The sequence below is a fragment of the Flavobacterium sp. IB48 genome (assembly GCF_016405855.1).
GTDB classification, from domain to species: domain Bacteria; phylum Bacteroidota; class Bacteroidia; order Flavobacteriales; family Flavobacteriaceae; genus Flavobacterium; species Flavobacterium ginsengisoli.
Map to the genome: position 1 here is coordinate 583302 of NZ_JAEFCA010000002.1, position 13158 is coordinate 596459.

Genomic DNA, 13158 nt, shown 5'->3' on the forward strand with positions numbered 1-13158 from the left:
ATGATTAAAAATATAAAAAAGGTTTTCGCGATAATAACTCTATTCTCGGTATATGGAGCCTTTGCACAGCAAGACCCGCAATACACGCAGTATATGTACAACACACTCACCGTAAACTCGGCTTATGCCGGTTCGCTGGGACATTTAGCTATAACAGGAATTTACAGAACACAATGGGTTGGTATTGAAGGCGCTCCAGACACTCAAAGTTTTTCTCTCGATACACCAGTCGGAAAAAATGTAGGTCTTGGAATTTCAATCGTAAACGAAGAAATCGGACCAACAGATGAGCAATATCTAGACGCCAATTTCTCTTATACCATTAAATCTGGAGAAAATCATAAACTTTCTTTTGGAGTAAAAGGAGGCGGACGTGTCATTAATATCGACTGGTCTAAAGGAAGTTATAAAGATCCCGATGTACAATTTCGTGAAAACATTACCAACAAATTCCTTCCCGTTATTGGAGCTGGATTGTATTGGCATGGAGAGAGAGATTATATCGGACTTTCTATTCCGAATTTTATGACCCGCGAACGTTATACTTACGATGATATCAGCGAAGATTTGGTCAATCAGAGAATACACGTTTATCTTATTGGAGGTTATGTTTTTGACCTTTCGGCACATACCAAATTCAAACCTGCTCTTTTCCTAAAATATGTGGCTGGCGCTCCTATGATTGCCGATATATCTGCCAATTTTATGTTCAATAACGCTCTTACACTTGGTGTTTCCTATCGTACATCAGATTCTGTGAGCGGTTTGGTCGGAATACAGATCACGCCAATGATTATGGCAGGTTACGCTTACGATTATACTACAACCGCTTTGCAGAATTACAATAGCGGTACGCACGAAATTATGCTTCGTTTTGAACTGGTTTCACGCAAAAAAGGACTAAAATCACCAAGATTCTTTTAATACGAATAGTCTATGAAAAGAACAATTACTATACTCGCATTATTGGTTTTACAGCTGATTCATTCGCAAACCAAAAACAAAACTGCCGATGCTCTTTTTGATAAGATGTATTATGTTGAAGCCGCAAAATCGTATGAACTTTCCATCAACAATGGAGATGCTTCCAAAGAAACACTTCAGCGACTTGGAGACGCTTATTATTTCAATACAAAAATGTCCAGTGCTTCAAAATGGTACGGAAAGCTAATTGCTGACTATCCGAATGAAGTTTCTGCGGAATATTTATTTCGTTACGCACAGTCGCTGCAAGGAATTCAGAATTATGAACTGGCAAAAAAATGGATGAAAAATTTCTCCGAAAAGCAAAAATCCACAGATCCTAGGGCTAAGAATTTTTCTCTTAAAAATGTCACTTTAGAAGATATTGAAAATATAAAACCTTCTTTTCTGCTAGAAAATTTAGACATAAATACTGCTAATTCCGATTTTGGACCAATGTATTACAAAGGCGACTTAGTTTATTCTACTACCGCCGATTCTTCCTATTTTAAAACTGAAAAATACGGATGGAACGATCAGCCTTATCTGAATATGCAACTGGGAAAAATAAGCGAAACGCAATCTAATGTCACTTTTAAAGAACGCTTCGGAAAGGACATTACAACAAAGTATCACGAGGCTTGTATCGCCTTTTCTCCTGACGAAAAAACGATTTATTTTACCCGAAATAACTATAACGGCAAATTAAAACGTGACAATAAAGGCATTAACAATCTAAAAATCTACTCGGCAACCGCTGTAGAAAACCAAAACGGAACTACACAATGGACCGACATTAAAGAATTACCTTTTAACAGCGACAATTACTCAGTTGGGCATCCTTCCGTAAGCAAAGATGGTAAAAAGTTGTATTTCGTGTCAGATATGCCAGGAACAATTGGTTCTACCGATATTTTTGTAGTGGATATTTTAGGCAATAATCAATTCTCGGAACCTAAAAATTTAGGCGAAAAAATAAATACGACAGGACGTGAAATGTTCCCATACATTACCGATCAGGCGCTGTATTTTTCTTCTGACGGATTTTTAGGATTAGGAGGTTTAGACGTATTTGAAAGCAGATTAAACGATGGCGCTTTTGACACACCAGCCAATCTAGGAGCGCCTTTAAACAGCAATAGAGATGATTTTGGTTATATCGTTAACGAAGCCACTAACAAAGGTTTTGTGTGCTCAAACAGAAAAACAGGAAAAGGCGATGATGATATTTACTCTTTTGAAAGATCGTGCAACCAAGCCATAAGCGGTTATGTTTATGATGCTATTTCAAACAACAGAATTGCCGGTGCAATGGTAACGCTTAAAAATGCAAACGGAATAAAAGTAGCAGAAACCGTTTCTCAGCTCGACGGAAGATATGATTTTAACAACAACGTAAATTGCAATACTCCATATACAATTGAGGTTACAAAGGACAATTATAACACCAATACGAAAGCCATTGTTACGGCAAACAGCTCTGGAAAAACAGAAGCTCTTGTAGGTTTAGATCCTGCTTTAATTGCTCGGGAAAATGGAGTTCTGAAAATAAAAATCGGAATTATTTTCTTTGATTTAGACAAATCAAATATACGTTATGATGCTGCAATAGAATTAAATAAAGTAGTTCTCTTAATGCATCAGTATAACTCAATTGTTATAAAAATTGAATCGCACACCGACTCTCGTGCCAATGATCAATACAACTTGGAATTATCTGATAGAAGAGCAAAAGCCACAAGAGATTATCTTATTTCCCAAGGAGTTGCTCCCGAAAGAATCGAAAGTGCAATTGGTTACGGAGAAACCCAATTAATCAATAATTGCTCCAATGGCGTTCCGTGTACAGAAGCGCAACATCAAGTCAATCGCCGAAGCGAATTCATCATAACAAAAATGTAAAAAAAAACGCCTTAAGAATCCAATCTCAAGGCGTTTTTCTATAATCTTTCTTCTTGCTTCTATTGTCTATTGTCTCACTGAAGCTTCACACACATCCATTCTCCTTTCATAATCAACTTATCTTCATCAAAGGCTTCACCAGATTGTTTTATGATTTTTTCGCTTGTACGAATGTTTTTTACGACAAATTTAACGAGCTTATTGAATTCAACACCTCCAAAAAACTCCACTTTATCTAAGCTAACCAATCCAAAAACGCCATCTGCGATTCCTAAAAGCTTTATTCCTGCACCACCACATTGCGCCATAGCTTCGATCAAAATAGTTCCCGGAACAAAATTAAAATCGGGAAAACTGCCCTGAAGCCAGGCATCTTTATCTGTAAACGTCTTTAAACCAACGATTGTGTCTGTTGTATAAGAAATAATTTCATCTACAAAGAGAAATGGAGCACGATGCGGAATTAAGTCTTCTATTTTTTTAGTCATGTCTGTAATTTTTAACAATGTACGAATCTGAACTGAAATAGACAATATTAAAATGGCATCTGTGTTAAAAGCAGGTTAAAATGTTAAAAAAAGGCTGACTTAAAAACAAGTCAGCCCACGTTATCAACTCTAAAATCACAAGTTTTATTCTGTTAGCAAAACAAAACTTTTCGCATCTGCTTTGATTTTATTTCCTTCAAAATCAATATCGATTATTGCTGCTTTTCTTGGAGAAACACCGCTATTGCTAAAATGCGTATGCAGCACATACTTCATTTTTCCGTTTTTATCATAAAAAACATCGCCGTGACCCACTCCGTTTATGCCAACATCTTTTCTGCTAATTATCGGACTTTCAGTTGCTTTTTCCCAAGGTCCCATTGGACTTGAAGCTGTCGCATAACCCACTGCATAATCGGGATTTCTAAAATCGTTTGCAGAATAAATCATATAATACAGATTATTGTGTTTTAAAACTGTCGGACCTTCTGTAACAGGCCATGAAACATTCTGGGTATTTTCCCACGGAAGAATACCAGAAATACATTCTTTCAGCGTTTCTTCTTTTATTCCAGAGAAATCATCATTCAATTCAGCTACAAAAATTCGGTTTCCATTAGTCAAACGCACGTGATAAAGGTACTTTTTGCCGTCCTGATCAACAAAAAAGAAAGGATCAATCTGTTTGCCCGAATTAAACATTGAAGCCTTAGAATCGTTTTTAAATGGCCCAAGCGGACTATCGCTGCTTGCAATGGCAATATTCTCATCGGCAGTATAAATCATATAAAACTTATTGTTGCTTTTAAAAACTTGCGGTGCCCAAAAACCTTTCGTTCCATAAGCATCTCCTTTTTTTAGAGCCAGTCCATTTTGCGCTCCAACAGGACCTTTCCATTTTTTCAAATCGGAAGAAGTGTACACTTGAAAACCTTCTCCATTAGGAAAATCTCCCGTGGTTGTTCCGTACAAATAATAAACTCCATTTTCATAAAAAATGGTTGGATCTGCCAACAAGATCGGTTGCTCTTTTGAAGTCGTTTTTTTAACCGTTTCTTTATCCTGAGAACAACAAATAAAGGCACAAAACAGACTTAAAAGCGTAAAATATTTTTTTATTTTCATTATTAAACTTTTTATTTAATTAAATCAATTTAAAAGCTAAAAATCAATTAGTTAAAACAACACTATAGAAAACCTCTATGACGCAAATTTTGTTAAAACCCCGTCATTTCGCTTCAAAAAACTCCTTTTTATTTTTCACAAAAAAATCTTTCGCATAACGTTTTTCAACTTCTAATTTCCAACTCAAAACTCCTTACTATTTAACCGAAAATTGATACAAAGAAACCGTATGATACTTCTCTCCTGCCTTTAAAGTTATTTGAGGGAATTTTGGCTGATTTGGCGCATCTGGAAAGTGCTGTGTTTCTAACGCAAAAGCAGTTCTAAAATCATCTTTAGCGCCTGATTTAAAGGCGTTTTTGCTCTGCATGAAGTTTCCACTATAAAACTGTAGTCCAGGCTCTTCTGTATAAATATCTAAAGTAATACCTGAAACATCACCTTTAATCGTTGCCGCATGAACAAATCCGTCTTTTTTAGTGCCATTAAGCACATAATTATGGTCATAACCTTTTCCGAATTTCAGCTGTTCGTCTTTGGTTTCTATTCTTTCGCCAATTTTATGTTTTGATGTAAAATCGAATGATGTATTTTTTACCGATTTCAATTCTCCAGTCGGAATCAAACCTTCATCAACTGGTGTAAATTTATCTCCGTAAATCTGTAATTCGTGATTTAAAATTGTTCCGCTTCCTTCTCCATTCAAATTGAAAAAGGCATGATTGGTTAAATTAACAATCGTAGTTTTATCCGTTGTAGCTTCATATTCCATTTTTATTGCATGATCATCTGTAATAGAATAAGTTACTTTTACATTTAGATTTCCGGGAAAGCCTTGTTCTCCATCTGGCGAAGCATACGTAAAAACCAGCGTATTCTCATTTGTCTTTTCAGCATTCCAAACAACGTCTTGAAACCCTTTTATACCACCGTGCAGCGCATTTTTTCCGTTATTAAGCGGAATTTGATATTGCTTTCCTTCGAGCGTAAATTTGCCTAATGCAACTCTGTTGCCAACTCTTCCGATTGTAGCACCAAAGTAAGGTTCCGTGGAGTTTTTAAAGCCTTTTACGCTATTCATTCCGACTACGACATCGGTTGGTTTTCCATTTTTATCCTTAACCCATAAACCTACTAATCGCCCGCCATAGTTGGTAAAAGCAACTTTTATGTCTTTATTTTCGATCCAATACAAACTGACTTTTTTACCATCGATTATTGTGTCGAAGTTTTTAGTCTCTAAAACCGTTTTTACTGAATCTGATTTGATTTCCGAACTTTCTTTTGAAGCCGTATTTTCTTTTTTATTGTCTTTACAGTTAAATTGGAAAAGTACAAGCAACAAAACTGCAGCAATTTGAATATTTTTCATTTTTATCTTTTTTGAAATGATTTTAATTTGACGGAATAGCCAATGGCATTCCTTCACTAACTGGCTCACCCAAAACTGGAAAACCGTTGGCGTCCCATTCTATTTTTTGCATTCTTGGCGATCTTTTGTTACCGCATCCCTCTCCTGGGTTTGAATTGGCATGATACAAAATCCAGTCTTCCTTTCCGTCAGGAGATTTAAAGAATGAATTATGTCCCGGCGCGTAAACTTTGTTTTTTTCTGATTGTTTGAAAATAGGCTCAGGAGATTTCTTCCAAGCATTTGCATCTAGCAAATTATCTGTGCCCGTAAAGGTTAACAGTCCTAAAGCATAGAAATCGGTCCAGCATCCACTTGCCGAAAACACAATGAAGATTTTTCCGTTTCTTTCTAAAAACTGTGGCCCTTCGTTCACATTTACCTGCGGCGGATTCACCTCATCGTGCAAAGCTCCGTGTGTTTCCCAATCGTTTGTTGGTGCAGAAATCATAACGCGATCGCCATCAATCTCTAACGGATTTTTCATTTTGGCAATGTAAATATTCTGCTGACCGTTTTTGTCTCCTTCCCAGCCTGCCCAAATCATGTACAGCTGTTTTTTATATTCAAAAACATTTCCGTCAATTGCCCATTTATCGGTTTTCGCAGCGATTTTGCCTTTAAATTCAAATTTCCCTTCAAACGGATCTGAAGATTTATTTTCTAAAACATACATTCTGTGATTGTTATTATCGCCATTATCTGCCGCGAAATAGCAATACCATTTTCCATTAATGATATGAAACTCAGGCGCCCAGATTTCTGCCGAATAATTGGTGTTTTTGGGCGGTGTCCAAATCACTTTGCTTTCTGCATTTTTAATATCCGAAAGATCTTTTGTTTTCCACAAAACCAATTTGTTTCCAAGTGTGTTGGTGTAGTAATAGTAGCCTTTGTAATACGTACTGTAAGGATCTGCTCCCGACGGAAGGATTGGGTTAGTGAATGTTTTTTGCTGTGCGAAACTTATCGTTGTGAACAGGAAAAGGATTAGATATTTTTTCATTTTTAGTTTTTTGTTAGTCTTTGAATTTTCTCTCGCAGATTTGGCAGATTTTTTTTTATCAGCATAATCTGCCAAATCTGCGAGAGAAATAAATTTAATTTTAATTCAAAGCATTGATAACCTCCGTATTAATTTTGTTCACAGCTTTAAAATCCATTTTATCTACTTTTCTATCGTAAGTCATAAAACCGTTTACTTCGCCTTCAACATCGGTTGTTTGAGTATAGACTGCAGCCGAGAATCCCGTTTTAACGTATTTTCGAAGCGTTTCCGCGTACTTTTTGTATTCGGCGGTAACTTCTGCCTCATTCTTAAATTTGATGTATCCCCAGTTGTCATTTGCTCTCCAAAGATGTCCTTCTAACGGAAGACCGATTCCGCCATACTCTCCCAAGACGGTAACTCTTCTAGCATCGTACAAATACATATCTGGACCAGGATAATTGTGTAAATCTAAAATATCGCCCGTTTGAAAGTGATTTCCTCCGCTTGCAGAATTAATCAGACGCGTTGAATCATGATTTTTGGTCCATTCTGTAATTTCAACAGTTTTAAATTGCCCCCAAGCTTCGTTAAACGGAACCCAAACCACAATACTTGGGTAGGAATACAGATGATCCATAATTTCACGCCACTCTTTTCTGTAGATTTCTTCTGATTTTGCCGAACGCTGTAATTCTGTTCCTTCAAAATACTTTCTATTTTGCCAAACTGGCTGATCGTCTCCACTTGGCATATCTTGCCAAACCAAAATTCCTAACTGATCGCAATGCGTATACCAGCGCTCCGGCTCGACTTTTACGTGTTTACGAATCATATTAAATCCTAGTTCTTTGGTTTTAACAATGTCGTATTTCAAAGCTTCATCAGTTGGCGCTGTATATAATCCGTCTGGCCACCAACCTTGGTCAAGAGGTCCGAATTGAAAATAATCTTTGTTGTTTAATTGCATTCTCACGATTCCGTTTTCATCGCGTTTAGAAGAGATTTTTCGCATCACAAAATAACTCTTTACCTCATCAACCACTTTGTTTTTGCTGATTAAGCGAATTTTTGTCTGATATAAAAACGGACTTTCAGGCGACCACAGTTTCGGATTATTCAAAACAATATCATTGCTTTCACCCACAACTGCTTTTTCTTTAGCAATCTCTTTTCCGTTATCGAAAACAGAAATTTCTACCAAATCGCCTTTTTCTGCTCCATTTACCTCAGCTTTTATACTAATCGTATTTTGATCAATATTTGGCGTTGTTTTTAATGCTAAAATGTTTTTAGCATTTACAGGCTCAATCCAAACCGTTTGCCAGATTCCAGTAACGGGCGTGTACCAAATTCCTTCTGGATTTTTGACTTGTTTTCCTCTTGGCTGAGGCCCATCGTTGGAAGGATCCCAAACTTTCACAACCAGTTTCTGATTTTTTCCTTTTTGAATGAATGGCGTAATGTCAAACGAAAACGGCGTATAACCTCCCGTATGCGAACCTACTTTTACATCATTCACAAAAACTTCTGTTTTCCAATCGACAGCACCAAAATGCAAAAGGATGTTTTTTCCGTTCCAGCCCGATTCAATCGAAAATTGAGTTTCGTACCAAAGTTCGTTTTTAGCACCAACTTCTTTCATCACGCCAGACAGACTCGATTCGGCTGCAAACGGAACCAGAATCTGCCCGTCATATTTTGAAGGCGCTGCTTTTCCAAATTCTTGAATGCTATAATTCCACAAACCATTCAGATTTTTCCATTGGCCGCGCTCCATAATCGGACGGGGATATTCGGGTAAAGTTTTCTTCGGATCAACCTGCTCTGCCCATTTGGTCTTGATTTTATCACCTTGTGGTTTCCATTGCGCATTAGCCGCAAACATGGACAACAAGGCTAAAAAAAGGATGCTTTTTCTTTTCATGTTTTATATTTTTAGGCATTTAATGAATGCCATGATTTTCTTCTAAATCAAAATGAATTACCGGGCTCATCTCCACATAAGCCCGATAATTACTGAACTAAACTAACTTAACTAACCAATTTTTTGAGTTATGAGTTTTGAGTTAGAAGTTATGAGTTCTTGCTAATTGTTATTTTATTCCTCAATAAATAACCAGCTAGTCATCACAACAAAAACTCATAACTTCTAATTCATAACTTATAACTTCTTCGTAAGGCCGAATTTCTTCACCAAACTGTCGTATTCTTTTTTAGAGATTGTAATCATGCAGCCGTGGCGTACTTTTTCCGGAAGACTGTATTTGTCCCAATCTGAGAAAAAAGTGTAGCCTGAGGCTTGAAACCAAGGTCCGTTTAGGTTGTCTGCAATCGATAATCCGTAGGAAACACCTGGATATTGTTCGTAATACATGTACCATATTTTGTCATCTGGAGAAGGAATTAACATTGGCGCTTCTCTGAAGTTTGGACTGATAGATTGCTGGGGCAAAGAATAAGGTCCTAAAAGATTTTTTGATTTGGCAATTCGGATGGTCTTTCCGGTTGTCCAATACAAAGTCGGATACGTTTCGTCTTTAATCACGGCGTAGTAAGAATCGCCAACTTTACGAATAAAAACATCAATCGTTCCCATATCCCAATCGAATAAACGTTTTGGAGTTCCTTCGAAAGTTTTTAAATCTTTAGACAAAACATACAAAGTACGCTGACTTGCCCAATAACGTTCTCCGTCTTCTTTTGTTCCTTCTAAATGTGGCGTATGCCAAGTCATGATGAACTTTTGAGAAGGTTCATCATAATACAATTTTGGAGCACCAATTCGCTGTAAAGCATTTGAATAATCTGGCGTACTTTTTAAATCGGGCGTATAATCGGAATGTTTTTTCCAAGTGATTAAATCATCCGAAACCCAGATATTAATGCTTTTGGCATCGTCTCCTGTATTTCCTGCAATGTAATATTTCCCGTCTGGACCTTTGCAGATATCGGGATGTCCCTTATAATCTTCAAAAACGCGTTTTCCATTGTTCAGATTTTCCCAATGAAGTCCATCCAAACTAACCGAATAATACAATCTGCCGTAATCGTTATGCGTCATATGCGCAAAAAGATAGGCTTCGTTTTTTGGTTTTTCGTTTCCTTTTACTTGTCCGGGTGGGTCTGGCTGTTGCGCATTTGCTGAAAACCCAACAACGATTACCATCGCCAAGAAAAGATTTTTTATTGTATTTTTTTTCATGTTGCTTAAGAATTGTTTTTTGCCACTAATTCCACTAATTCACACTAATTCTTTTTTTTTGCCACAGATTAATGGATTAAAATGATTTAATCTTTGGGCTGAAAATTTAAACATATAGAAACATAGATTTTATTCTTTCTGTTCAAGATTACCAAAAAAAAGCTCGCTTTTACACATAGAACTATGTGCTTTATTTGCAATGAAATGCCTTTTTCATAGACAATCAAAAACTATGTTTCTATGTGTTTAAAATCCTTTTAATCCTTTTAATCTGTGGCTTAAAAACTATTTTTTATTCGCCTCAGCAGTCATTTTTTTAATCAAATCGGTTTCCGCCTGAATGTATGGCGTTCCGTCTGTATGTAAAACATCGTGAAACCATAATTTTGGTTCTGCTGTGTATGTTTTTGTCCAACTATCCCAAGCATATTTCGTTTGTGTTTTTCCGTCTACAAATCCCCAATTGATCATTCCTACGTTGTATTTTCTCGCAATTGGAAGGAATCCTTCAAAAGTGCTTCCGTTTGGTCTTGCCATATATTCTGTACAGATTAGTGGTTTTCCATAACGCTGTAATTGTTTGATTACTTTTTCGAAATCCTGAGGCGTGTTGTAATTGTGGAAAGAAACAATATCAGACTGCTCGATCTGCATTTTGTGCATTGGTTTCATCTTTGCTTCGTCGCTCCAATCTCCTACCCAAACTCCAGAAGTCAGTGGCTGAGAAGGATTGCTCTCTCTTGCCCACGCAAAAACATCTTTTAAAAGCGGTAAAATCAAATCGACTTTGTTTTTAATTTCTACTTTTTCGTAAGATGGTCCTGTCATGTTATCTGGTTCGTTCCAAACATCCCAGCCTAAAATTCGTTTGTCATCTTTAAAATGAGAAACTGTTTCTTTTACATATTTCTCTAAACGTGGATATTGTGTTTTATCCTGAAGCGCCTTTTGTCCCGGAGCTTGCACCCAACCTGAATTATGTGTGTGTGGTTTTGGAGCACGCTGTTTTCCTAAAGCAGGAAACGGATCCCAACAAGAATCAAACAAAACAAAAAGGGTTTTGATGTGATGTTTATCAGCAATTTCTAAAAACTGATCCATACGTTTGTAAAGTCCTTCTGCATCTTGCTGATGCAATAAGTCGTGCAGATACACGCGCATTACATTCATACCAAGACCTTCAGCCCAGCCCAATTCCTGATCAATTCGTTTTGGATCAAAAGTATCTTCCTGCCACATCTCTAACTGATTTATAGCTGTGCTAGGAGAATAATTTGCCCCAACCAACCAAGGCTGTTCTGCGTACCATTTATTGGCCTGATCTTTTGTCCAGATTTCTCTTTTTTCTATTGAGGCGACTTCGCTTTCCTTTTCTTCAGGATTATTTTTTTTATTGTTGCAGCTAAGCAATACGAGTCCTGCTAACATAAATGTCAGACACAATTTTACTTTCTTCATTTCAATTTTATTTTTTTGAACAATCGTTCTTTATGATAAGGGAACCAGACTTTTACATCTGATTCCCTCAAAAAATCAGTTTTAATATCCAGAGTTCTGCTCTAGATTTGGATTATTATCTACATCACTTTGCGGAATTGGCATTCTGTGATTTTTTCCAACTGTGAAGTTTTTAAAATCTGGATCACGAAGCGCAATTTTATCAACAGAAGCTTGAGAATTTAAATCTCCCCAACGTTTTAAATCTTCCCAACGCACGCTTTCGCCACACAATTCCAAAACTCTTTCCATTTTCAAACGCTCTAGGAATTTGTCGTGATCGTTTCCAATTTCAGGATGTGCTGTCGCCAATGCATTCATATTTGCACGAGCTCTAACTAAATCAACATACTGATACGCTTGAGCAGTATTTCCTAATTCGTTTAAAACTTCCGCGTAGCGCAATAAAATATCCGCATAACGAACCAATCTGTAGTTTACTTGGTTGTAGTAATCTTCGTTATTTCTGTAATAATCGCGGCTTCCTTTTCTAAACCAAGCTTCATTATTGTTCCATTCCCAGTTTCTTCCGTATGTTTTGTCTCCAAAATCGGCTAATAACTGAGGGTAGAATAAAGTCCATCTTAACCTTTCATCCAATTTTCCGTCTTTATTGTTTTCTTGTTTAAAAGCATCCACTAACCAAATACGCGCTTGTCCGTCAGACCATCCAATTCCTCTTGGCGCGAAAAACTGAGAACGGTTGCTAGAAACTGCTGCATTTTGCGCTTCATCAGTTCCTCCTTTTCTTTGGTCTCCAAACTGGATTTCAAAAACAGATTCGGCATTATTTTCATTTGTATCCGTAAAATTATCTCTGTAGTTAGATACCAAACTGTACTTCGCTCCTGCTCCAGAAATTAAAAACTCAAGAGCTCCTTTTGCTTCATTCCATTTGTGCTGTTGCATATATACTTTGGCAAGAAAGGCCTTTGCGGCACCTTTATCTGGTCTTCCTAATTGATCAGCTGACCAATCTCTTGGCAAATCTTCAAAAGCTTCATTCAAATCTTTTTCTACTTGAGCCCATATTTCGTCTACCTTTACTTGTTTTGGCAAATCTGCTGGCGTAGACGGATCTAAAACCAATGGCACATCTTCCCAAATTACACCTGCATAATAGTAGTGTAATGCTCTAAAGAATTTAGCCTGCGCGATAATTTTCTTTTTATCATCTTCATTCTGAAAAGTGATATTCGGAACATTAGCCAAAACCTGATTACATCTAAAAATAGCTTTATAAGTATCTCTCCACGTTACGGCATTTCCTTCCCAAAAATTATAATTGATATAATTGAATCTAGTCCAATCTGCCAATTCTGTCCACGGACTCACGCTATAACCTTCATCAGAAGTTAAATCCAGACGGAAATAAATCCATCTCGCCCACAAACCGTCTTTATAAAACATGGCATAAATAGAGTTTACACCGGCTTGTGCATCACTTTCAGTTTTCCAATATTGGTCTACTGTAATATCATTTGGGCTATTCAAGTCCAATTCGTTTTCACAAGCGGTAAAAACAAGACCTAGAAAAGCTGCTGTTATAATTATTATTTTTTTCATTACGCTGTTTTTT

10 protein-coding genes are annotated in these 13158 nt (G+C 36.9%); 2 read left to right on the top strand and 8 right to left on the bottom strand.

The genetic code is table 11. The features are described from left to right. Both JC605_RS09580 and JC605_RS09585 read left to right on the top strand, forming a co-directional pair. Positions 1 to 924, top strand: a complete 924-nt coding sequence (locus JC605_RS09580) for a type IX secretion system membrane protein PorP/SprF (protein ID WP_198855955.1) — start codon at positions 1 to 3, stop codon at positions 922 to 924. Between the two features lie 12 nt (positions 925 to 936). After that, a complete protein-coding gene (locus tag JC605_RS09585; protein WP_198855956.1) occupies positions 937 to 2865 on the top strand; it encodes an OmpA family protein in 1929 nt (642 codons plus the stop codon). A 74-nt stretch (positions 2866 to 2939) separates the two neighbouring features. Here JC605_RS09585 and JC605_RS09590 read toward each other — a convergent pair whose 3' ends face one another. The 8 genes from JC605_RS09590 to JC605_RS09625 all read right to left on the bottom strand — a co-directional run bounded on the left by JC605_RS09590 (position 2940) and on the right by JC605_RS09625 (position 13145). Continuing rightward, positions 2940 to 3353, bottom strand: coding sequence for a 3-hydroxyacyl-ACP dehydratase FabZ family protein (locus JC605_RS09590; protein ID WP_198855957.1), 414 nt, complete (start codon positions 3351 to 3353; stop codon positions 2940 to 2942). 144 nt (positions 3354 to 3497) lie between these two features. After that, positions 3498 to 4478, bottom strand: coding sequence for a glycoside hydrolase family 43 protein (locus tag JC605_RS09595; protein WP_198855958.1), 981 nt, complete (start codon positions 4476 to 4478; stop codon positions 3498 to 3500). A gap of 196 nt (positions 4479 to 4674) precedes the next feature. Next, a complete protein-coding gene (locus tag JC605_RS09600) occupies positions 4675 to 5850 on the bottom strand; it encodes an aldose epimerase family protein (RefSeq protein ID WP_198855959.1) in 1176 nt (391 codons plus the stop codon). Positions 5851 to 5872: 22 nt separating this feature from the next. Beyond that, positions 5873 to 6895 (bottom strand): family 43 glycosylhydrolase, encoded by a 1023-nt coding sequence (locus JC605_RS09605; RefSeq protein WP_198855960.1) that lies wholly within the window; start codon positions 6893 to 6895, stop codon positions 5873 to 5875. A gap of 100 nt (positions 6896 to 6995) precedes the next feature. Continuing rightward, positions 6996 to 8804 (bottom strand): glycoside hydrolase family 2 protein, encoded by a 1809-nt coding sequence (locus JC605_RS09610; protein ID WP_198855961.1) that lies wholly within the window; start codon positions 8802 to 8804, stop codon positions 6996 to 6998. A 237-nt stretch (positions 8805 to 9041) separates the two neighbouring features. Continuing rightward, positions 9042 to 10082: a glycoside hydrolase family 43 protein gene (locus tag JC605_RS09615; protein ID WP_198855962.1), complete on the bottom strand. Its 1041-nt coding sequence runs from the start codon at positions 10080 to 10082 to the stop codon at positions 9042 to 9044. Between the two features lie 285 nt (positions 10083 to 10367). Then, positions 10368 to 11540: a cellulase family glycosylhydrolase gene (locus tag JC605_RS09620; RefSeq protein WP_198855963.1), complete on the bottom strand. Its 1173-nt coding sequence runs from the start codon at positions 11538 to 11540 to the stop codon at positions 10368 to 10370. A gap of 81 nt (positions 11541 to 11621) precedes the next feature. Further along, entirely contained in the window at positions 11622 to 13145 is a 1524-nt protein-coding gene (locus tag JC605_RS09625; protein ID WP_198855964.1) for a RagB/SusD family nutrient uptake outer membrane protein, read from the bottom strand. Between the last annotated feature and the right edge of the window lie 13 nt (positions 13146 to 13158).

Bases quoted from the DNA above. Each gene is read 5' to 3' on its own strand.
- JC605_RS09600 (WP_198855959.1), bottom strand. From the start codon at position 5,850: ATGAAAAATATTCAAATTGCTGCAGTTTTGTTGCTTGTACTTTTCCAA.
- JC605_RS09590 (WP_198855957.1), bottom strand. From the start codon at position 3,353: ATGACTAAAAAAATAGAAGACTTAATTCCGCATCGTGCTCCATTTCTC.
- JC605_RS09620 (WP_198855963.1), bottom strand. From the start codon at position 11,540: ATGAAGAAAGTAAAATTGTGTCTGACATTTATGTTAGCAGGACTCGTA.
- JC605_RS09605 (WP_198855960.1), bottom strand. From the start codon at position 6,895: ATGAAAAAATATCTAATCCTTTTCCTGTTCACAACGATAAGTTTCGCA.
- JC605_RS09580 (WP_198855955.1), top strand. From the start codon at position 1: ATGATTAAAAATATAAAAAAGGTTTTCGCGATAATAACTCTATTCTCG.
- JC605_RS09610 (WP_198855961.1), bottom strand. From the start codon at position 8,804: ATGAAAAGAAAAAGCATCCTTTTTTTAGCCTTGTTGTCCATGTTTGCG.
- JC605_RS09625 (WP_198855964.1), bottom strand. From the start codon at position 13,145: ATGAAAAAAATAATAATTATAACAGCAGCTTTTCTAGGTCTTGTTTTT.
- JC605_RS09585 (WP_198855956.1), top strand. From the start codon at position 937: ATGAAAAGAACAATTACTATACTCGCATTATTGGTTTTACAGCTGATT.
- JC605_RS09595 (WP_198855958.1), bottom strand. From the start codon at position 4,478: ATGAAAATAAAAAAATATTTTACGCTTTTAAGTCTGTTTTGTGCCTTT.
- JC605_RS09615 (WP_198855962.1), bottom strand. From the start codon at position 10,082: ATGAAAAAAAATACAATAAAAAATCTTTTCTTGGCGATGGTAATCGTT.